Origin of the sequence: Gilliamella sp. Nev5-1 (assembly GCF_001690895.1) — a bacterium.
GTDB classification, from domain to species: domain Bacteria; phylum Pseudomonadota; class Gammaproteobacteria; order Enterobacterales; family Orbaceae; genus Gilliamella; species Gilliamella apicola_C.
Genome location: NZ_LZHO01000088.1, coordinates 1 through 21898, shown reverse-complemented (window position 1 = coordinate 21898; position 21898 = coordinate 1). Strand labels below are relative to the sequence as shown.

The window sequence follows — 21898 nt, the reverse complement described above, 5'->3', positions numbered from 1 at the left end:
ATTCATTATTGCTGAAACGATTCAATAATGTTAATTCAAGGATTTATATTTGCTGAGTCATTTTAGTCGACCCAACATTTTAACCCAGAGGTATTTATTATATGTTTCATTTAGTTAAAGAAAACATTCATTTAAATGAGCAAGCTACAAATAAAACAGAAGCAATAAAGAAAGTTGCATCGGCATTAACCCAAGCAGGATATGTTGAAGATGGTTATGTTGATGGCATGCTTGAACGAGAATCTCAAGCAGCGACATATTTAGGTATCGGTCTTGCTATTCCCCATGGCACAACTAAAACTCGCCATTTGGTGAAAAAAACAGGGGTGCAAGTATTTTGTTTTCCTAATGGTGTTGAATGGGGGGATGATGGTGAAAAGGCCTATCTTGCAATTGGTATTGCAGCAAGTTCTGATGAGCATTTAGAATTACTTCGTCAACTCACTCATGTGCTTGGTGCTGATGGGGTAGAGGAACGAATCAAAAAAATTCAATCGGCCGATGAAGCAATTGCCATTTTAACTGGCAAAACAAGTCCAGAAGAGAGTCAATTTACTGTAAATGAATCAGCATTATTATTGGATATTCCTGCTGATAGTTTATCAACGCTACAAGCATTAAATGCATCACGTTTAAAACAGCAAAATGCAGTCAATGCAAGTTTTATTGCTGATGTATTAGATAATAAACCAACTTACCTAGGCGAGGGTGTTTGGTTAAATGATAGCAAAGAAGGTAATTTAAAAAATGCGATGGCGATTAGCCGTACAATTAGTAATCTTAATGAAGATGATAAGCCTGCTAAGTTACTTATTACTATGTCAGTCGTTGATGATTCTGTTTCTGAAATTATAAATAACATTGCAACTTTAGCTTTTAATCAAAAATTAGCGTTACTATTATCAGCAAATACTGATGGGCTTATCAATCTTCTTTTATCTGGTTCTCAAACCGTAGGATCTGATGAATCAGAAATTCAATCAACCTCTCCAAATGAGTCGTCTATTACCGAATCAAATAATGAATCATTAAGTCGTGAATTTATTATTCCTAATGAGAATGGTTTACATACTCGCCCATCATCCGTTTTAGTCAAACTCGTTAAAGAATTTAACAGTAAAGTAACTGTTGCTAATTTAGATGGCAAAGGCGAGCCAGTGAGTGCAACGAGTTTAATGAAAATTGTTGCATTGGGTGCCAAAAAAGGCAGTCGATTAAAATTTACCGCCGTTGGCGATGATGCGGCTCAAGCACTTGATGCTATTGGTAAAGCGATTGAAAGCGGTCTAGGTGAGGGTGTTTAAATGACTTATCGTATTGCAACAATCACCTTAAATCCTGCTTATGATCTTTTAGGTTTTTGCCCAAAAGTGGAGCTTGGTGATGTTAATTTAGTCCAAACCAATGCGTTACTTGCTGCTGGTAAAGGCATCAATGTGGCTAAGGTTTTGTCTGATTTAGACGTTCAACTAACTGTCGGTGGATTTTTAGGTAAAGAAAATCGTGATGGCTTTAATTTATTATTTAAATCATTAAATGTGGTTGATAAATTCGAAACAATTGCGGGACGTACACGTATTAATGTTAAATTGACCGAAGAAAATAGTGAAGTAACAGATCTCAACTTTTCAGGCTTTACTATTAGTGAGCAAGACTGGCAAAGCTTTGTAAAAAATTCTCTTGAATGGTTAAAAGACATTGATATGGTTGCTATTAGCGGTAGCTTACCTGCTGGAGTATCACTTGATAAATTTACAAATTGGATGGAACAAGTTAAAACGATTTGTCCAAAAATTGTATTCGATAGTAGTCGAGATGCATTGGTCGCAGGCTTAAAAGCAAAACCATGGTTAATTAAACCAAATGATAAAGAGCTTGAAATGTGGATAGGTCGCAAATTATCGACATTGGATGATGTAAAAAAAGCTGCTATGGAATTAGTTAATTGCGGCGTTGACAATGTTATCATTTCGCTTGGAAGTAAAGGTGCATTATGGGTTACTAAAAATGAAGCATGGTTAGCAAAACCACCTAAATGCCAAGTAGTTAGTACTGTGGGTGCTGGCGATTCAATGGTCGCTGGTTTAATGTATGGTTTAATCACTGAGCAATCAATTAAAGACACTTTAGTCTTTGCATCAAGCGTTGCGGCTCTATCGGTTGGACAGGCTGGTGTTGGTATCGCTGAGCGCCAAGCTGTAAATAATATGCTAGAAAAAATTGAAATAATTGCTGCATAAGGAGTATTCATGAATATATATATTATTGAAGGTAGTCATGCAGGTCCAGTTAATGGACGTTTAGCTAAAGCCGAATTAGCTTTAGCGGCAAATGCCTTAAATTTAAACATGGTTGACACTGCTGTATCGGCAGACGTTATTGTTGCTGTCGGTTCGGGAACCATAAGTGATAAATCTGTGGTTGGCAAAAAAGTGTATGTCGTTGAAGACTTAAATCAACTTTTTGCTAATCCAAAACAGATTTTAACTGATGCACAAAGTAAAGCAAGTGTCTATGAACAATCTACTGAGGTGGCACCAACAGCAACGCCAAGTCATGGTGTAAAACGTATTGTTGCTGTTACTGCTTGTCCAACCGGTGTTGCTCATACTTTTATGGCGGCAGAAGCCATTGAAGAAGAAGCCAAAAAACGGGGGTGGTGGTGTAAAGTTGAAACTCGTGGTTCAGTTGGTGTGGGTAATGAATTAACGCCAGAAGAAGTCGCCGCTGCCGATGTGGTTATCGCTGCATGTGATATCGATGTCGACTTAAGCAAATTTGCGGGTAAAAAACTTTATCGTACCAAAACAGGCCCTGCCCTGAAAAAAACAGCACAAGAATTTGATAAAGCATTTGAAGAAGCAACGGTTTATCAGCCAATAGCAAACTCCTCAACAGCTAAGGCAAGTAATGAGAAAAAAGGTGTTTATCAACATCTATTAACTGGCGTATCTTACATGTTACCAATGGTGGTTGCAGGTGGTTTGATTATTGCACTTTCATTTGCTTTTGGTTCATTTGAAATGGTTGAAGGGGTGCAAAAATTAATAGGTGAACCGCATTTAGCTCAAATTGGAGGGCTTGCTTTCTCGCTTATGGTGCCATTGCTTTCAGGCTATATTGCTTATTCTATTGCTGATAGACCTGGGCTTGCACCGGGGCTTGTGGGTGGTTTACTTGCGGTATCAACTGGTGCAGGTTTTTTAGGTGGGATTATTATTGGTTACTTTGCTGGTTATTTGGCGCTATTAATCACAAAATATTTACCATTACCAAAAACGCTAGAGGCATTAAAACCGATACTAATCGTACCACTATTTGCAACGCTTATTACAGGCCTTGTGATGCAATTTATTGTTGGTACCCCTATTGCATGGTTAATGAACGTTGTAACAGTATGGTTAAACTCAATGGGTACGGCGAATGCGGTTATATTGGGGGCTATTTTAGGCGGAATGATGTGTACTGATATGGGTGGGCCAATTAATAAAGTTGCTTACGCATTTGGTACTGGTTTAATTTCAGCACAAGTTTATGCACCAATGGCAGCGGTTATGGCTGGTGGTATGGTTCCACCTTTAGCGATGGGACTTGCGACACTTATTGCGAGCAAAAAATTTGCTAAAACTGAACAAGAAAGTGGTAAAGCTTCATTGGTATTAGGCTTATGCTTTATATCCGAAGGGGCAATTCCATTTGCTGCTCGTGATCCATTACGTGTTATCCCATGTTGTATTATTGGTGGGGCAATTACTGGGGGCATGGCGTTAGCCTTTGGCTCAACATTAATGACGCCACATGGTGGGTTATTTGCCTTAGCGATTCCTGGCGTGGTTAAACCTGTAGTTGGCTACTTGTTATCTATTGTGACAGGTTCTGTTATTGCTGGTGTGGCTTATGCATTTATTAAACAACCAGAGCCAGAAGCTGCAACTGCCGCTTAATTTTAATCATATAAATAAAAGCGCCATCAAAAGATGGCGTTTTTTATCATCAATACATTATTTTTTTACCCAACGCTGTAAATCTTTAGGAATAAAGTGATCTATTTGTTGTAATATCGATTGTGGATCTTCCGAAACGATTAATGTTTTATAAAAACTATCTCGAACAAACCCTTCATTCACAGCATGTTGTAAAAAATTGAGCATAGGTTGCCAGAATCCCATTACATTAAACAATGCAACGGGTTTTTCATGATAACCGATTTGCATGGCTGTCCATACCTCAAAAATTTCTTCTAGTGTGCCTGTTCCACCTGGCATGGCAATAAAGCTATCAGCAAGCTCTGCAAGTCTTGCCTTTCGTTGATGCATATTATCAACTACTTCCAAACGTGTAATACCATGATGAGCAGTTTCAGCTTCGACTAAAAGTTTAGGAATAATACCAATGACCTTGCCGCCATGCTCTAATACTGAATTGGCAATCACCCCCATTAAGCCTTTATTGCCACCGCCATAAATTAGGCGTCGATTTTGTTCAGCTAAAGTTTTACCTAACAGTTCTGCTTGTGTACGATATTCAAAGTGGCTTCCATCATTAGCACCACAAAAAACACAAATATTTTTTTTCATAAATTTTATTCTACCCACTACGTTATTTTCTTACTATTTTAGCACAGCAATCACTTTATTTGTTTACGAGCTGAGCATTCGGTTGTGTTTAGTGTTTTAGATATTGACATAATCGCCATAGATCGTTAATATTTTACCCGTTAAGTGTTCCTCCATAGTTCAGTCGGTAGAACGGCGGACTGTTAATCCGTATGTCACAGGTTCAAGTCCTGTTGGAGGAGCCAATCAATCAATCAATCAATTTTTATAGCCTGCTTATAGTAGATTACCTGTCGCCTAATAACCCATATCAAATCATACAAATTTATTTCCAATAATATTAGATATAGATCTTATAAATTTAATGTTTTATAATCAATAGGTTTTTTAATAGCCAGAAATAATTAAAGAAAAGGAAATAAAATGAAGAAAACATTAATTGCACTTACAACATTTGCGTGTTTCTCAAATCTTGCTTACGCTGAGGTAAATGGATTTTATTTAGGCGGGCAATTAGGTGCTACTATTTTAAAAGCGAGTGACATTGAAGATACTTTACATTATAGACATGGTGGTATAGTGAAAGGCAATATTTTCGACTCAATGCATAAAACTAAATTAGCAGGTGCTTTAAATTTAGGTTACAACCTTTATGATTATGACGTGCCAGCTCGAGTAGAATTATCTTATACTTTACGTGGTAATGCAGAGAAAAAAGAAAATAGATATAACACATATGAGGATTATCGCCGTCGCACTACGCAAAAAGTAAAAGTACGCATGAATACGTTAATGTTGAACGGTTATTATGATATTGAAATAGACTCACCAATTACTCCATTTGTTGGTGCAGGATTAGGTGTTGCATTCACCAAATTAGAGCATAGTCATAAAGAAAAGTGGAATGTTTCTGTTGATGATGGTGTTGATTATGAACGTTCATTATCAAAAACAAAAACTAAATTTGCATGGAATGTTGCTGCAGGGGCTGCTTATAAAGTTAATAATAACCTAGCTCTTGATTTCACCGCTCGTTATGTAGATGCTGGTAAAGTAACCATTAAAGAATATAACGAATACTATCGAACTAATGCTAGTGGTAAATTAAGATCAATTGATTTATTAGCAGGTGTTCGTTATAACTTCTAATTAATTGATTAAACTAAAAAGGGCTGTAGCCCTTTTTAGTTGATTAACAAGTGCTGCATCAAAATTAGTTACAAAAACCCTCATAGTTAGTATAAATCTCATTTAAAAAATTACGCTACCTATGTCAATGTTTCATGTTCAATAGGCGTCATATTTTATAAATTTGTAAAAAATATTTAAGAGTCTATGTAGCTTAATCGTAAAGATGATTTATTATAGAGTATTCATATTGCAAATCATAATAAGAAATATCAGTATTGATTTTCCACATGCTTGAACTGCTAAGCTTACAATGCGTTGGTTATTTACAGCAAACTATTTGATTAGTTGTTAGTAGTCTGAAAAACAATCTCTAATTCTATTTTCCAATTTGTAAACAGCAGATAATTTTACTTGCCGATATATTTTCTACTTTTCGTCGGGCAATACGTTTTTTACCTGTGGATTAAACTTTAACTCGTAATATGCTTGGTATACCCGCTTATAATGCTATTGATCCCCTTGCTTTTTGATATACCATTAAAGTCAGAAAAGCGTCAACATAAGCTTATTTTAAAATAATCATAATTTAGTGCTTGGTCATTTTTATGGCTGAATCTTCTTTTGCTTGTATTATAGAGAATTTTCTACTTTTTGCTGTGCTATTTTAGTCGATAGTTATATTTTTAATAGCCATCTTCGTCGATGAATTATTAACAGTATTTACTATAAATAAACCACAGAAAAATATAAATCAATACAATAAATACATTACTCAAAGTAATAAATGCAAAAAATGTCAATAAAGCTATATGTTTAGGGAAAAATCTGATAATATTTACAAGGATAAGCGATAAGGGAATAAAAATGATTTATGAACTCGCACCAGCCGAATTGCATGATGAATTTAAAGCTTTTCATCATAATCTAGAAAAAATAGCATCACAACATGTAGAAGTTTGCCCATTTTGTAAAAATACTAAGTTTTATAAAGTTCGGTCAAAACCAACTAAAACATACCGCTGTAAAGCTTGTCATAAATATTTTACTGCTTCAACCAACACTCCTTTCCGTCGTTTAGTGCCATTTAATGAATTAGAAGTTATTTTTATTAGCCGTATAAAAAATATCAGTTATAACAATATTGCTAAACAGCTTGATATTTCACTGGCAAAAGTTATTCGTCGGGAATGTGCAATTATTAATTATCTTAAAAACAATTATCCATCATTACATAATTGGTATACTCATAAAAAACAAACAACATTAATTCCAACTTTAGAACAACAATATAAAATAATTAAAGACAAAGTAACGAATTTATTGGGTGAACAAAATCAAACCTGCATATATTGTGGATCCAACGAAACAACTAAAGTTGGAAATCGTGCTTGCTATCGTTGCCGATGTTGTCGACATAGTTTTAATATTTTAAGAGATACCAGCTTAAACCATATTCCAAAACCAGAATTATGGCTACAATTTATTGATTTGATTGTTTCTGGGACAAATAATTTGCAAATAGCAAAAACACTTAACTTACACAACGATACCGTGCGTAAATGGCGATCTAATTGGTGCAAAATGATGAAGTATTGGCACTGTGATGCGCTTGCCATTTGGTGTAAATATAAAGAAGAAGATAATAATTAACAATTAATTTGATAATTTGACGTTTTATCATAAATTTTTCAAACAATAACATAAATGGAAATCAGTTCTATGAAAAAAAATAATTTATTTTTATATATATGCTTAATTAGCAGTACATTTTTAATCAATGGTTGTGATGGTAAAAAAACATCTGACGGTACCCGATTATCACAATTACCAACTGCGGTTATTAATAGTTATCTTTTTCATACTGAGCCAGAACTTTTACCATTTAGTAAAAAAATTAAACAACAACAAATCCAAGGTTCATCAAGTAAAACAATTAACTATAATGAACAAGGCTTTGTCACTAATTATGATTTAGAAGGATTACATGGTGAAATAAACTATGATACGGCTAAGTATAGCTATGGTATGAACGACACCAGAAATGTTTATGACATTGTTTTTGATTCATCAAAAAATATTCTTGGTATGAAGAATAATGATAATGACATCGTTGCAAGTACGGAATTTGATGAGCAAGGCCGTTTGGTTGAGACAACTTTATCACATTTTGCCGAAAATAATGTGATATTTAGCAGTAGAATTATTTATGATAATGATCATGTAGAACTTGTATTATATAATGCCTATGTTCCTGTCGATGAAAAAACGAAATTCCCAGTATTATCACAAGAAAAAGATGTCATATATAATGATAACGAGCAAATAGAAAAGACCATTACTAAAACATTTAAGTTATCATCAAATGGAGACATCATCATTAATGAGAATAATGAGCAAGAAGTTGAACTAACAGAAACTTGTACTTACTCGGAATATAATCAAAACAACGATTGGACTAAAGCTGTTTGTATTACAGCAGGTAGCGAATCAAAAACTGTTAATCTAACCAGAACAATTCAATATGATTGATTAGTCACAGCCATATTCGTCATATTGGCGGCAAAGTATAATTGTATCTTCAATTAACCGCCTAGCAATGGTGCCATACTTAGGAATTTTAGGTAATTGCGTGTAATGGTACCAGTTTGCTTCAATAAGTTCATTTTTGTCTACCACTATTTCACCACTATCATAATCAGCCAAATAAGCCATCATTAATGAATTTGGAAATGGCCAAGGTTGCGATCCAACATAACGAATATTCTTAATTTTTATTTTTGATTCTTCAAATACTTCCCGTTCAACGGCGGTTTCCATTGTTTCGCCAATCTCAGTAAAACCCGCCAATACGGTGTACAAGTTATCTCGATTATGCCTAACGTGCTTGGCTAATAAAATTTTATTTTTATGACGAATTGCTACGATAATAGATGGTGAAATTTGTGGGTAATAACGTTCTTTGCAGTGATCACACATACAGCACCATTCGGTATTACTGATATACATCTCATATCCACAATATCCACAATATTTATGGGAGCGATAAAATTCAGAAAGCTGCACAGCTCGTCCAGCCATATTAAATAAGGATTGATCTGCGCTATCAAGCAATGGACGGATTGAACTCATCGCATTTTTTATTTCACTACAAATGAGCCAAGCAGTTTGTCCATTTAACTCACCTATTGGTTGAGCTCGTTTATTCGTAAAACCAAGTTCATCAGCACGCCCTACAGGAACTTCACCATCAGGCAACCATAATCGCCCATTAGTACTTACAAACCAATAACCTATTTCACTGCCAGTTAAATTAAATTGTTGTTGTATATTCATATTATAAATGCCAAAAGTAAAAACGAAAAAAGGAGGGGTTCCCTCCTCCTTTTTTAACAATATTATTTTTTTGTTTTCTCGTGAAGCCCTTTTTTCTCAAGTTCCCAGTAGATAAGGCGTTGCTGGACAATTGTGAATAAGTTACTGACGATATAATATAAAACTAAGCCTGATGGGAACCATAAAAAGAACACAGTAAAGATTAATGGCATATAAGTCATTAATTTTTGTTGTAATGGATCGGTAGCTGGAGTTGGTGACATTTTTTGAATTAAGAACATGGAGCCACCCATTAATAAAGGCAAAATATAATAAGGATCTTGCGCAGATAAGTCATAAATCCAAAGCGCAAATGGTGTATGGCGTAATTCAACTGCGCTACTTAACATATAGAATAATGACAAGAAAATCGGCATTTGAATAATTATTAGTAAACAACCGCCTAATGGATTGACTTTCTCTTGTTTGTAGAGCGCCATTGTTTCAACGCTCATTTTTTGTTTATTATCACCATAACGCTCTTTCAAAGCTTCTATACGAGGCTGTAATAATTTCATTTTTGCCATTGAACGATACTGTGCTCGAGTTAATGGGAATAAAAGACCTCGAACAATAAAAGTAATAACAATAATTGAGAAGCCCCAGTTACCAACAAAACTTTGTATAAACTTCAACAAATAAAAAAGAGGTTGTGACAAGAACCATAACCAACCGTAATCGACAATTAAATCAAGATGATTTGCAGTTTCTTTAAGCTGATTTTGAATTTCAGGTCCTAACCATAATTTGGCACTAATGGTTTGTGTACTACCTGCAGGAATAACGGTTGGCTCACCTTTGAAGCCAATTGTTGCTTGTGAGTTATTCGCAGTTGCACGAGAGTAAAATAGATTATTTGTACCCTGTGCTGGCACCCATGCCGAAGCGAAATAGTGTTGCAGCATCGCAATCCAGCCTGTTTGCGTCTCGACCGATAAAGCTTTATCTTTGATATTGTCAAAACTATATTTGCTGTAGTTGCTACTAGAACTAGAGTAAGCTGCACCACGGAATGCACTTTGCCCTAACCCACTACCGCCTTCAGTTGGAATATCATCAGGTAATTTGATAGTTTGTTTTAGTTGTCCATACATAGAAACATCAATAGGCTGGCTACTTTGATTGTTGATGTCATATTGAACATCAATAGCATAATTATTACGATGTAATATGTAATATTTAGTATAACTTACCCCATTGACCTGATACGTTAATGGAACACGCAACTCATCTTGACCATCAGCTAAAACATATTCTGATTTTTCAGTTTTATATACTGGGCGTTTTGAACCTTGTTTAGCATTATCTGGGCCATCTTTACCTGTTAAACCACTTTCAGCAATATAGATGAAATCAGGACGTGATGCTAATAACTGAAAAGGCGTACCAGAATGCAGTGTTTGCTCATATTTTAATAATTGTGCAGCTTGTACATCACCACCATAAGTATTAATAGTGAGTGACAACACATCTGATTTTACAGTAATTATTTTACCCTGTGCCAAGCCATCTGTTGAATTATCATCACCTATTTGTTGTGTTAATTGGTTTGTGATCGGAGGCTTAGGTGCGTGATCTTCCTCCCACGCTTTCCAAATAAAAAAAGATACAAAAAGTAAAGCAATGACTAAAATATTACGTTGAGATCCCATTAGTGTTTTTCTCTATTGGTTTTAGTTTTTGGAGGAACAAAATCTTCTCCTCCGTCATGTAAAGGATGACATTTTAATACACGTTTAGCTGTTAGCCAACCACCTTTTATGAATCCAAAGCGTCTTAGTGCAATTATTGCATATTGTGAACATGTCGGCGTAAAGCGGCATTTTGGACCAAATAAAGGACTAATAAAACGTTGATAAACACGCACAAAAAAAACAAAAGTATTAACTATCATGTGGTTACATGCATAAACGTGCAGCTTAATAATTGATATGAATTTATCTAAATATCGATTTTGGCTATGATTCGTTGACATAATTTATTGAGTGTTTCAACGATTTGTTGATTATCTAAATCTATAACAGGCTGTTTAGCCATCAAAATAAAATCAATATTAGGAAGTTGATGTTGATGATGTCGAAAATACTCTTTAGTCAATCGCTTAATACGATTACGCTCATGCGCTCTTTTTACCTGTTTTTTCGCTATAGCAAACCCTAACCGTATATGGGTACAGTTATTTTTACGTGCGACTAAGGTTAAAAATGGCGATCCAGCACGCACAGACTCTTGGAAGACATGATTAAAATCAAAGGGAGTTAGCAATCGTAACTCCCGAGGAAAAGTGAACTTAATCACCCAACTTTAAATCAGCTAGCAACAGTTAAACGAACACGGCCTTTAGCACGACGGCGAGCAAGAACTTGACGACCGTTTTTAGTTGCCATACGAGCACGGAAACCGTGAGTTCTATTGCGTTTTAATACTGATGGTTGAAATGTGCGTTTCATGACGATTTATATCCAAATCTAATTTATCAACAGGTTGCAGAGTCTAAACTCCACAGCATTAATTAAAGAAGTCGGAATTATAGAGACTATTTTATTTTTCGTCAATGAGATTTCACCGATTTATTTGAATAAAAACCATTAACAGTTCATTATGGCACAATTGAATAAAATTAAACAAATTCTTATAACATAATAGGTTAAAAAAACAAAAATAAATCAACTAATCCATAAAAGCAAGTACACGCTTACTTTTTTCGCCACCGACTTCGCGTGCTAATTTAGGTACCAAATAACCCGATATCTTTTCGGCTAACTGTTTCATTATGATTTTTGCAACATCATCTTCGACTAAAAAATGGGCGGCGCCTTGCACTTTATCTAACAAATGGATGTAATAAGGTAAAATACCAATATCGAAAAGCCGATTACTTAACTGTGCTAAAACCTTGGCGTTGTCATTAACATTTTTCAATAACACGCTTTGATTCAGTGTTGTCACATCACTTTGTTTTAAAAGCCTAATTGCATTAGCAACATCATTATCAATCTCATTGGGATGATTAATGTGAGTAACTACTACAATTTGCAACCTGCTTTCAAAAAATAATTTGCAAAGCTCAGATGTTACTCGTGAAGGAATAACAACTGCTAAACGGGTATGGATACGCAAACGTTTAATATGTGGGATTTGTTCTAAGGCATTAATCAAAAATGCTATTTCATGATCTTTAGCCATTAAAGGATCACCACCTGATAAAATAATTTCATCAAGTTCTGGATGGTTAGCAATATATTCAAGTGCAAAAGCCAGATTTTTTTTATTGCCTTGGTTATCATGATAAGGGAAATGCCGCCTAAAACAGTAACGGCAGTTAATTGCACAGGCTGTTTTCGTTATTAACAATGCTCGGTTATGATACTTATGTAATAGCCCAGGGATAACATTATCTTGCTCTTGTAATGGGTCATTGCTATAACCCTTTACTTTTAATAATTCGTTATCATCGCAAAGCACCTGCAATAAAAGAGGGTCGTTATTGTCGCCTCTTTTCATCCGGTTGATGAAAGCCATAGGTACACGAAGTGGAAACTGCTTTTTTGCCAATTGCATAGAGCTTGAAATGGTTTTTGGGTCTAGATCCAAATAAGCATATAAAACATTGATATCTGTCACAACATTGGCAAGCTCTATAATCCATCTATCTTTATTATTTGGTAGTTCAATTTTTTGCTGTATAATGTGGCTCATTTTTTGTAATTCAGAATTTTAGTTGGAGCTTTTATGGCATCTTATAGTACTAATGAGTTTAAAGCGGGTCTTAAAATAATGCAAGATGGCGAGCCATGTGTCATTGTTGAAAATGAATTTTACAAACCCGGTAAAGGTCAATCAATTAACCGCGTAAAAATTAAAAAATTACTTTCAGGAAAAACTGTCGATAAAACTTTCAAATCTGGCGAATCAGTTGAAGCCGCTGATGTTGTGGATATGAATTTAACTTATCTTTATACCGATGGCGAGTTTTGGCATTTCATGAATAATGAAACATTTGAACAACTTTCAGCTGATGCTAAAGCGGTTGGTGATAATGCCAAATGGCTAGTTGATCAAGCTGAATGTATTTTAACTTTATGGAATGGTCAGCCAATTGCAGTAACGCCACCGAACTTTGTTGAACTTGAAGTGATTGAAACCGATCCAGGTCTAAAAGGTGACACAGCAGGAACGGGTGGAAAACCAGCAACGCTATCAACTGGTGCTGTCGTACGTGTGCCACTATTTGTACAAATTGGCGAAATTCTAAAAGTTGATACACGCTCTGGCGAATATGTTTCACGCGTAAAATAAAGTAGCTTATGATTAATTTTAATTTATCATAAACAAGAGAGGTTTCTTGACCTCTCTCTTGCTTACCCAAATCCATGTTGCTTACCTCTGGAAGAAGTCTAATCTCCTACTCGAAAGTTATCATCAATAGTGAGTTTTATCCACAAAGCTTAAAAAGTACTAAATTAAATAATCCCCAAAACAATGCATCTAGCACTTAAAAATCATTCAGAAAACACATTGATTTTATTGGATTTTTTTATTTTTTACTGAATCTAGTATGCGATAAGGGATCTATATTTTGCAGCTTTTATCTTTGGATGATGGCATAGCGGTAAGTATTAATTTTCAAAATATTACTCAATTTTAATAAATTCTAAAGTTTTGTTACGAAGTCGAAATAATCAAATATTTCCCATTAAACCATATTGTTATTAATTTTTATCGTATATTGCCAATAAAAATTAAGCAACATATTGATGTCGTTTTCAATAACCAGAATTGTAGCGTGGTTTTGTTTGTTGCCGTTAGTCGAGTTAGCAAGCTATCGGTGAAAATATTTAGGCAGTGATATAGCCTCATATTAGAGGCTATTATCGTATTTATCAGGCTATATTTCAATTTAAGCGAATTATAAATAAACCACATGAGTGCCTTTTTCGGGTTGAAAAGTAGCTTTGCCAAATTCATCTAAGAAATAGGCAATATGATCGGCTTTATCCCCTACTAACCGTCCTTTTACTTTGTTCCATGTCATGAGGACTATCATGGCATCAGGTTCACAGCAAATTAACATGGGTTGTTCAAATTCTTCGTTCCAATAAAATTCACCGCCGTATATTTTATGGGCGGTGAGCAATAAATAACATCCGTATTCTTGCGATATCATGTTGAGTTGTTCTTCTGGAATGCTAAAGTTTTTTTCAGCCAGTTCACTGATGATCATTTCAACAACCGTAATACTTTTTTCAGAGTAATCGAGCTGGTTAATGCTCCATGTTGGACTATTTAATATCGCATTTTGTGCCCATGCTTCGATCTCTTGATATAATTCATTTTTTTGTTCAGTCATTTTTATTCACTTCGCTATTGAGTTTAATCTGTTCTAATTGCTTAACACTTTGCCACGCGTCTTCCATTTGTTCAAGCGTTGCATCAATTAAAGATAAGTTTTTTTGTTTGAGTATCGATTCTAATTGTTGAAATCGTCGGGTAAATTTTTTATTGGCTTGCTGTAAACAGAGTTCTGATTTAACCTTTAAATGCCTAGCTAAATTGACGGTCGCAAACAATAAATCACCAAGTTCTTCCTCAATTTTTTGTGGATCTTGTTTGTTTTGTTCAAGCTCTTGCTCAACTTCATCAATTTCCTCTTTTACCTTATCAAGCACAGGTTTTATATCATGCCAATCAAAACCAACCGAGGCACAACGCTTTTGAATTTTTTCAGCTTGCATTAAGGCAGGTATTGCTTGGGGAATATCATTGAGCAATGAGTATTGTGCTTTTTGATCGCGTTCTTTTTGTTTAAGTTGTTCCCAGTTAGGTTTTTCTACCTTATTTTCGGTGAAAATATGCGGATGACGATAAACTAACTTATCAGCAACCGCTAAACAGACCTCATCAAAATCAAAGCTTCCTTGTTCTTGGGCTAAATCAGCATAAAAGACAATGTGAAACAATAGATCGCCAAGTTCTTTTTTTAGCTCCTCCATATCTTGTTTATCAATTGCATCAAGCACTTCGTACGTTTCTTCTAGTGTATATGATTTTAAAGACGAAAAAGTTTGAATTCGATCCCATTCGCAACCATTAATTGGATCGCGAAGTTGTTTAATAATAGCTTGTAAGCGCTGTAATGCGTTCAAAATATCCCCCACAAATAAGTAATTAATCAGCGTCATTGTAAAGGTTTAATAACAAAACGGTTATTTTTTAAAGGTTAATGCCAATATATTTTGATGTTATTGCTAATTATTTCACCCAAAATAATGATAAAAGCACTAAACTAAAGCTATTTACGGAACTTGTAGCCGATAAAAGCGAATTAAGTATATAATACTCCTCTATTAAATTAACTTTATTGATATATGAATAATTTACGTGAACTTACTTTAAGAGGCACCATTCTTGGTGCTTTTATTACTGTCATTTTTACTGCATCGAATGTTTATCTTGGTTTGAAAGTTGGATTAACGTTTTCATCCGCAATTCCTGCGGCAGTGATTTCAATGGCAATATTGAAACTGTTTTCGGGTTCAACTATTTTAGAAAATAACATGGTGCAAACTCAAGCATCAGCAGCGGGTACATTATCTTCAATTATTTTTGTGCTTCCGGGTTTGTTAATGATTGGTTACTGGCAAGACTTTCCCTTTTGGCTAACCTTTGCAATATGTGCCGCAGGCGGAATGCTTGGGGTTTTATTTTCAATTCCATTGCGTCATGTCATGGTCGTTAAAAGTAATTTACCTTACCCTGAAGGTGTAGCCGCTGCTGAAATTTTAAAGGCAGGATCTAAATCCGATAATAAAGAAGCTAACGATGGTTTAAAGGATATTTTATTTGGCGGCATCATTGCCTCTATTGTTAGTCTTTTTACTAATGGTTTTCGCCTATTATCTGAAAGTACTGCTTATTGGTTTACCGCTGGCAAATCCATTTTTCAACTGCCTATGGGATTCTCGTTAGCGTTACTCAGTGCTGGTTATTTGATCGGAATTATGTCAGGAATTGCTATTTTAATTGGAACCATTATTGGTTGGGTATTTGGCGTTCCAATTTTAAGTGCAATTACCGATTATGATACCAGTCAGCCTTTATTTAAAGTTGCAATGGGATTTTGGGCAAAAGATATACGCTTTATTGGTGCGGGGGTCATAGCTATTGCAGCGGTTTGGACATTACTGACATTAATCAAACCGATGATTGAAGGTTTAAAAATATCATTTAAAAGTATGCGTTCAGATGTGTCTGGCAATGATATTGCATCAACCGAGCGGGATTTATCACCTAAAGCTATTTTATTAATTATGGGTGGTATGTTAGTTATTTTGTTAGTGACTTTTTATAGCTTTATTGCCGATAGTGGTTTATCAGCAAGCATGGCTTGGACATTAGTTTTTTGCGCTGTATTATTTGCTTTTATTATGGGCTTTTTAGTGGCTGCCGCATGTGGTTATATGGCTGGACTTGTTGGCTCATCAGCAAGCCCAATATCAGGAATAGCAATTGTTGCAGTGGTTGTCATTTCATTAATCTTATTAGGTTTAGGTGAAGCGAATGGTATGCTAGCTTCTATTGAAGGCTCCAACTTTGCCACAGCCCTTGCACTCTTTACTACTAGTGCCGTTTTGGCAATAGCATGTATTTCAAATGATAATTTACAAGACCTAAAAACAGGTCATTTGGTTAATGCTACCCCATGGAAACAACAAGTGGCATTATTACTTGGCTGTGTTGTTGGTGCAATTGTTATTGCGCCTATTTTAGAGATTTTATATAACGCTTACGGCTTTACTGGCGCTTTACCTCGTTCTGATATGGATACAACTCAAGTTTTGGCAGCACCACAAGCAACACTGATGACAACAATTGCTAAAGGTATTTTTGCCCATCAACTTGACTGGACGATGATTTTAATAGGGCTTGCTTTAGGCGCTGTCATTATTATTATTGATTTAATTCTTGCCCAAAATAAATCTAACTTTCGCATACCTGCACTTGCTGTTGGTTTAGGCATTTATTTACCACCAAGTATCACAACACCAATTTTTATTGGCACTTTATTATCATGGATAATTAAACGTAATGCTTACAAAAAAGCCAAAGCACAAAATTTAGATCCAGAAGAGCAATTCAAAAAAGCTGATCGTAAAGCGGCATTAATTGCATCAGGCTTGATTGTTGGTGAAAGTTTAGTGGGCGTTTTATTAGCCATTGTGATTGTGATTAGCATCACCAATGGTGGAAATGATGCTCCACTTGCAATACCGCTCGATTTAGGTATGTTACCTCAACTTTTAGGTCTCTTTGTTTTTGTTGGTATATGTACGTTCTTTATTCGTCGTGCTTTATCAGCAATAAAAAAATAGTCCTGTGAATTATTAAATTTAAGCCCTTTTCGTTTTATCAAAGGGCTTTTTTGTTTAAATTGATTGTGTTATAACGTCCCTAATTTTGGATGATTAAAACAATTTTTATTAACTTATTTTATTTTGAATAATAGACAAAAATATCATGATAGTTTTTGATTCAATCCAAGTGCGCCGAGGCGTTAACTTGCTTTTAGATAATGCTTCAGCAACTATTAATCCTCAACAAAAAGTGGGATTAGTGGGTAAAAATGGTTGCGGAAAATCGACGCTCTTTTCACTGATTAAAGGTGAAATTCAAGCTGATGCTGGCACGTTAAATATACCATCGCAATGGCAACTCGCTTGGGTCAATCAAGAAACACCCGCATTAGATATCCCTGCGATTGAATATGCCATTGATGGCGATCGTGAGTATCGACAATTAGAAAAACAATTAAATACCGCTAATGAACAAAATAATGGTCAGCAAATTGCGGTTATTCATGAAAAGCTTGATACCATTGATGCTTGGACAATTCGCGCTCGAGCCGCAACGCTACTACATGGACTAGGATTTTCTAATGAACAATTAATGTTACCGGTTAAGTCCTATTCTGGTGGTTGGCGGATGCGATTAAATTTGGCTCAGGCATTAATGTGTCGTTCTGATTTATTACTGCTTGATGAACCAACCAATCACCTTGATTTAGATGCCGTGATTTGGCTTGAAAAATGGTTAAGTAACTATCCGGGAACTTTGATTTTAATCTCTCACGATCGTGATTTTTTGGATCCGTTAGTCAATAAAATTATTCATATTGAGCAAAAGAGTTTATTTGAATATACGGGCAATTATTCCTCCTTTGAGATCCAACGTTCAACTAAACTTGCTCAACAACAGTCGCTTTATGAAAGCCAACAACTCAAAGTTGCACACTTGCAAAATTATATCGATCGCTTTAGAGCCAAAGCAACAAAAGCTAAACAGGCACAAAGCCGTATAAAAATGTTAGAAAGAATGGAGCTGATTGCACCTGCGCATGTTGATAATCCATTTCATTTTAATTTTAAGCCATCTGAATTCTTACCAAGCCCTTTGTTAATGATGGACAAAGTCGTCGCGGGTTACGATGACAAAATTATACTAGAAAAAATTAAGCTTAATCTAGTTCCCGGTTCGCGCATTGGCTTATTAGGGCGCAATGGTGCGGGAAAATCAACACTGATTAAATTACTCGCCGGAGAAATTGCACCTAAGGAAGGACATATTAATCTCGCTAAAGGTGTTCAATTAGGCTATTTTGCTCAACATCAATTAGAATATCTACGCCCCGATGAGTCACCACTTTGGCATTTAACGCAACTTGCTGAACAAAAAAATACAGAGCAAGAACTGCGTAATTATTTGGGTGGATTTGATTTTCAAGGCGATAAAGTCACCGAGCCAGTTAAAACTTTCTCGGGCGGTGAAAAAGCACGTCTTGTTTTAGCTTTAATTGTCTGGCAAAAACCGAATCTCCTTTTATTAGACGAACCAACTAACCATCTAGATTTAGATATGCGACAAGCGTTGACAGAAGCGCTAATTGATTTTGACGGTGCATTAGTTGTGGTGTCACATGATCGCCATTTACTACGTTCGACCACCGATGAATTCTATTTAGTCCATGATCATAAAGTTGAACCATTTGACGGCGATCTTGATGATTATCAAAAATGGTTAGCCGAAGCACAAAAAAATGATAACCAATCAAATGACGAAATAAATTCACCCAAAAAAGAAAATACAATTAATATATCAGCTCAAGATCGTAAAGAGCAAAAACGCAAGCAAGCTGAATTACGCGCACAAATGCAGCCAATAAAAAAACAGTTACAAAAAGAAGAGCAAACACAGGAAAATTTAGCAAAACAATTGCAAATGATAGAACAACAACTGTCTGATCCGATGATGTATGAAGCCAATAAAAAATCGGATTTAACAAGTTTACTTTTGCAACAAAGCCAACTGAAAAGCGAGTTAGAGCAAAGCGAGTTAAAGTGGTTGGATTTGCAACAGCAACTTGAAGAATTTCAAATAGAATAGATTATTTCACTTGTAATGCAATATTGTAATAAATAAGTTTAATTTTATTGGCTAGAATAAAAAAAATCACAGATTTAACTCTGTGATTTTTTGATTTTATCAAATAATTTATTCTAATAAAATTGATTAGCTTTTTTCAACTTGACTAAAATCAAGCTCAACAGGCGTTGAACGACCGAAGATTGAAACCGATACTTTTAAGCGGCTTTTTTCATAATCAACTTCTTCAACAACACCATTAAAGTCAGCAAATGGACCCTCGTTAACACGAACAAGCTCACCTGGTTCAAATAAAGTTTTAGGACGTGGCTTATCACCAACTTGTTGTAAGCGATTCATAATAGCATCAACTTCACGCTGACTAATCGGGGCAGGTCTATCAGAAGTACCACCAATAAAGCCCATTGTTCTTGGCACACTTCTTACTAAATGCCAAGTCGCATCATTCATCGCCATTTCAACTAATACATAACCGGGAAAGAATTTACGTTCACTCTTACGGCGCTGACCGCTTTTCATTTCAACAACTTCTTCGGTTGGTACTAATACTTCCCCAAAAGAATCTTCCATATCATGTAATTTAATATATTCACGTAATGATTGTACTACACGCGCTTCATAACCAGAATACGCTTGTATAACATACCAACGTTTTTGTTGTGTTTCGCTCATATTAACGCCCTATTGATGTTAAATAAAAGATGGCTGAACCGAATAAAGAATCCATTCCCCAAAGCGCTAAACCAACAATAACTGTGATAGCAGCAATCAGCATGGTTGTTTGTGTCGTTTCTTTACGAGTCGGCCATACAACTTTTCTTAACTCTTTTCGTGATTCTTGTAAAAACAACAAAAATGATTTACCTTTAGCTGTCGTGATCGCAATTAATAAAGTTAATAGCGAAAGCACAACAACCGCTATAATCCGAACGATCGTATTAGGTTGATATATATCATTAGGTTCAGCAAAATAAAAATTTCCCCAAACAACAAACGCAATCAATACTAAAACTAAACACCATTTCAATTTGTCTAGAGCAGTATTTGTATTTTGACCCTCGTTACTTACTAGCATATAAAACCCATGATTATGTTATATTATAATAATATCTACTTTCCAAAATGCTCTTTTAAATAAAAACATTTTGCTAAACAGACTAGATAAGAAAGGGCATCAAATGACACCCTCATCTCATAATTGCAAGCCTTTAAATTATTTAATAACCTTAGCAACCACACCAGCACCAACAGTACGACCACCTTCACGAATCGCAAAACGTAAACCTTCAGCCATCGCGATAGGGTGAATTAATGATACTGTCATTTTGATGTTGTCACCAGGCATTACCATTTCTACGCCTTCTGGTAATTCAATAGTACCCGTTACGTCAGTTGTACGGAAGTAGAACTGTGGACGGTAACCTTTGAAGAATGGAGTATGACGACCACCTTCATCTTTACTTAAGATATACACTTCTGATTCAAAATCAGTATGTGGAGTGATTGAACCTGGTTTTGCAAGTACTTGACCACGTTCGATTTCTTCACGTTTTGTGCCACGTAGTAATACACCAACGTTTTCACCTGCACGACCTTCGTCAAGTAATTTACGGAACATTTCAACACCAGTACAAGTGGTTTTAGTTGTTGGTTTGATACCCACGATTTCAACTTCTTCACCCACTTTGATTACACCGCGTTCAACACGACCAGTTACTACTGTACCACGACCTGAAATTGAGAATACGTCTTCAATTGGTAATAGGAATGGTTTATCAATATCACGCTCTGGCTCTGGGATGTAGCTGTCTAATGCTTCAGCTAATTCAACAATTTTGTCTTCCCACGCTGCTTCGCCTTCTAATGCTTTAAGCGCTGAACCACGGATTACTGGTGTGTCATCACCTGGGAAATCGTATTGAGATAGAAGCTCACGGACTTCCATTTCAACTAATTCTAATAACTCTTCGTCATCAACCATATCACATTTGTTTAAGAATACGATGATGTAAGGAACACCTACTTGACGACCTAAAAGGATGTGCTCACGAGTTTGTGGCATAGGACCATCAGTTGCTGCTACGACTAAGATAGCACCGTCCATTTGTGCCGAACCAGTGATCATGTTTTTAACATAGTCAGCATGGCCTGGGCAGTCTACGTGCGCATAGTGGCGAGTTGGTGTATCGTATTCAACGTGTGAAGTATTGATGGTGATACCACGTGCTTTTTCTTCTGGTGCGTTATCGATTTGATCGAATGCACGAGCTTGACCGCCGTATTTTTTAGCAAGAACAGAAGTAATTGCTGCAGTTAAAGTTGTTTTACCATGGTCAACGTGGCCGATTGTACCAACGTTAACGTGGGGTTTTGTACGTTCAAATTTTTCTTTAGACATC

21 protein-coding genes and 1 tRNA gene are annotated in these 21898 nt (G+C 35.6%); 10 read left to right on the top strand and 12 right to left on the bottom strand.

Annotated elements, in window-relative coordinates; genetic code table 11:
- Positions 1 to 101 precede the first annotated feature (101 nt).
- The 3 genes from fruB to fruA are packed head-to-tail and all read left to right on the top strand — an operon-like array spanning position 102 to position 3944.
- Complete coding sequence (fruB, locus tag A9G41_RS12040) at positions 102 to 1304, top strand: fused PTS fructose transporter subunit IIA/HPr protein (protein ID WP_075539752.1); 1203 nt, start codon at positions 102 to 104, stop codon at positions 1302 to 1304.
- A complete protein-coding gene (fruK, locus tag A9G41_RS12035) occupies positions 1305 to 2240 on the top strand; it encodes a 1-phosphofructokinase (protein WP_065582353.1) in 936 nt (311 codons plus the stop codon). It abuts the gene before it with no gap.
- 9 nt (positions 2241 to 2249) lie between these two features.
- A complete protein-coding gene (gene fruA, locus A9G41_RS12030; protein WP_065582354.1) occupies positions 2250 to 3944 on the top strand; it encodes a PTS fructose transporter subunit IIBC in 1695 nt (564 codons plus the stop codon).
- 57 nt (positions 3945 to 4001) lie between these two features.
- On the opposite strand, the gene A9G41_RS12025 is transcribed toward fruA, so the two are convergent.
- A complete protein-coding gene (locus A9G41_RS12025; protein WP_075539751.1) occupies positions 4002 to 4577 on the bottom strand; it encodes a TIGR00730 family Rossman fold protein in 576 nt (191 codons plus the stop codon).
- 148 nt (positions 4578 to 4725) lie between these two features.
- On the opposite strand from A9G41_RS12025, the gene A9G41_RS12020 reads away from it, so the two are divergent.
- From A9G41_RS12020 to A9G41_RS12005, 4 genes are all read left to right on the top strand, one after another.
- Positions 4726 to 4801, top strand: a tRNA-Asn gene (locus A9G41_RS12020).
- 178 nt (positions 4802 to 4979) lie between these two features.
- Entirely contained in the window at positions 4980 to 5705 is a 726-nt protein-coding gene (locus A9G41_RS12015) for an outer membrane protein (RefSeq protein ID WP_075539750.1), read from the top strand.
- Positions 5706 to 6551: 846 nt separating this feature from the next.
- Positions 6552 to 7337 carry a transposase gene (locus A9G41_RS12010; protein WP_065582356.1) on the top strand — a complete coding sequence of 262 codons (786 nt, stop codon included), beginning with the start codon at positions 6552 to 6554 and terminating at the stop codon, positions 7335 to 7337.
- Between the two features lie 69 nt (positions 7338 to 7406).
- The gene (locus A9G41_RS12005) at positions 7407 to 8216 is read left to right on the top strand and encodes a hypothetical protein (protein WP_065582357.1); all 810 of its coding nucleotides are present in this window, start codon (positions 7407 to 7409) and stop codon (positions 8214 to 8216) included.
- On the opposite strand, the gene nudC is transcribed toward A9G41_RS12005, so the two are convergent.
- The 6 genes from nudC to epmB form a co-directional block, all read right to left on the bottom strand.
- The gene (gene nudC, locus A9G41_RS12000; RefSeq protein WP_065582358.1) at positions 8217 to 9020 is read right to left on the bottom strand and encodes an NAD(+) diphosphatase; all 804 of its coding nucleotides are present in this window, start codon (positions 9018 to 9020) and stop codon (positions 8217 to 8219) included. It lies immediately after the preceding gene.
- A 62-nt stretch (positions 9021 to 9082) separates the two neighbouring features.
- Positions 9083 to 10711, bottom strand: a complete 1629-nt coding sequence (yidC, locus tag A9G41_RS11995; RefSeq protein ID WP_075539749.1) for a membrane protein insertase YidC — start codon at positions 10709 to 10711, stop codon at positions 9083 to 9085.
- Entirely contained in the window at positions 10711 to 10953 is a 243-nt protein-coding gene (yidD, locus tag A9G41_RS11990) for a membrane protein insertion efficiency factor YidD (RefSeq protein WP_065582360.1), read from the bottom strand. Before yidD ends, yidC begins: the two co-directional genes overlap by 1 nt.
- 47 nt (positions 10954 to 11000) lie before the next feature.
- Positions 11001 to 11357: a ribonuclease P protein component gene (rnpA, locus tag A9G41_RS11985; RefSeq protein WP_081302171.1), complete on the bottom strand. Its 357-nt coding sequence runs from the start codon at positions 11355 to 11357 to the stop codon at positions 11001 to 11003.
- A gap of 11 nt (positions 11358 to 11368) precedes the next feature.
- Positions 11369 to 11509, bottom strand: a complete 141-nt coding sequence (gene rpmH, locus A9G41_RS11980) for a 50S ribosomal protein L34 (protein WP_025314679.1) — start codon at positions 11507 to 11509, stop codon at positions 11369 to 11371.
- 220 nt (positions 11510 to 11729) lie between these two features.
- Positions 11730 to 12758: an EF-P beta-lysylation protein EpmB gene (epmB, locus tag A9G41_RS11975; RefSeq protein WP_065582362.1), complete on the bottom strand. Its 1029-nt coding sequence runs from the start codon at positions 12756 to 12758 to the stop codon at positions 11730 to 11732.
- 33 nt (positions 12759 to 12791) lie between these two features.
- On the opposite strand from epmB, the gene efp reads away from it, so the two are divergent.
- The gene (efp, locus tag A9G41_RS11970) at positions 12792 to 13358 is read left to right on the top strand and encodes an elongation factor P (RefSeq protein WP_065566367.1); all 567 of its coding nucleotides are present in this window, start codon (positions 12792 to 12794) and stop codon (positions 13356 to 13358) included.
- A gap of 610 nt (positions 13359 to 13968) precedes the next feature.
- Here the strand turns inward: efp and A9G41_RS11965 are convergent.
- Both A9G41_RS11965 and mazG read right to left on the bottom strand, forming a co-directional pair.
- The gene (locus tag A9G41_RS11965; protein ID WP_065582363.1) at positions 13969 to 14409 is read right to left on the bottom strand and encodes a hypothetical protein; all 441 of its coding nucleotides are present in this window, start codon (positions 14407 to 14409) and stop codon (positions 13969 to 13971) included.
- Complete coding sequence (mazG, locus tag A9G41_RS11960) at positions 14402 to 15205, bottom strand: nucleoside triphosphate pyrophosphohydrolase (protein ID WP_218057960.1); 804 nt, start codon at positions 15203 to 15205, stop codon at positions 14402 to 14404. The genes A9G41_RS11965 and mazG overlap by 8 nt, the downstream gene beginning before the upstream one ends.
- Before the next feature lie 222 nt (positions 15206 to 15427).
- On the opposite strand from mazG, the gene A9G41_RS11955 reads away from it, so the two are divergent.
- Both A9G41_RS11955 and A9G41_RS11950 read left to right on the top strand, forming a co-directional pair.
- A complete protein-coding gene (locus A9G41_RS11955; RefSeq protein WP_065582365.1) occupies positions 15428 to 17431 on the top strand; it encodes an OPT family oligopeptide transporter in 2004 nt (667 codons plus the stop codon).
- Between the two features lie 145 nt (positions 17432 to 17576).
- Positions 17577 to 19499, top strand: a complete 1923-nt coding sequence (locus A9G41_RS11950; protein ID WP_065582366.1) for an ABC transporter ATP-binding protein — start codon at positions 17577 to 17579, stop codon at positions 19497 to 19499.
- Positions 19500 to 19625: 126 nt separating this feature from the next.
- On the opposite strand, the gene nusG is transcribed toward A9G41_RS11950, so the two are convergent.
- From nusG to tuf, 3 genes are all read right to left on the bottom strand, one after another.
- Entirely contained in the window at positions 19626 to 20171 is a 546-nt protein-coding gene (gene nusG, locus A9G41_RS11945; protein ID WP_075539748.1) for a transcription termination/antitermination protein NusG, read from the bottom strand.
- Position 20172: 1 nt separating this feature from the next.
- On the bottom strand, positions 20173 to 20574 hold the full coding sequence (secE, locus tag A9G41_RS11940; protein WP_065582368.1) for a preprotein translocase subunit SecE: 402 nt from the start codon (positions 20572 to 20574) through the stop codon (positions 20173 to 20175).
- 138 nt (positions 20575 to 20712) lie between these two features.
- Positions 20713 to 21897 carry an elongation factor Tu gene (gene tuf, locus A9G41_RS11935; RefSeq protein WP_075539747.1) on the bottom strand — a complete coding sequence of 395 codons (1185 nt, stop codon included), beginning with the start codon at positions 21895 to 21897 and terminating at the stop codon, positions 20713 to 20715.
- Between the last annotated feature and the right edge of the window lies 1 nt (position 21898).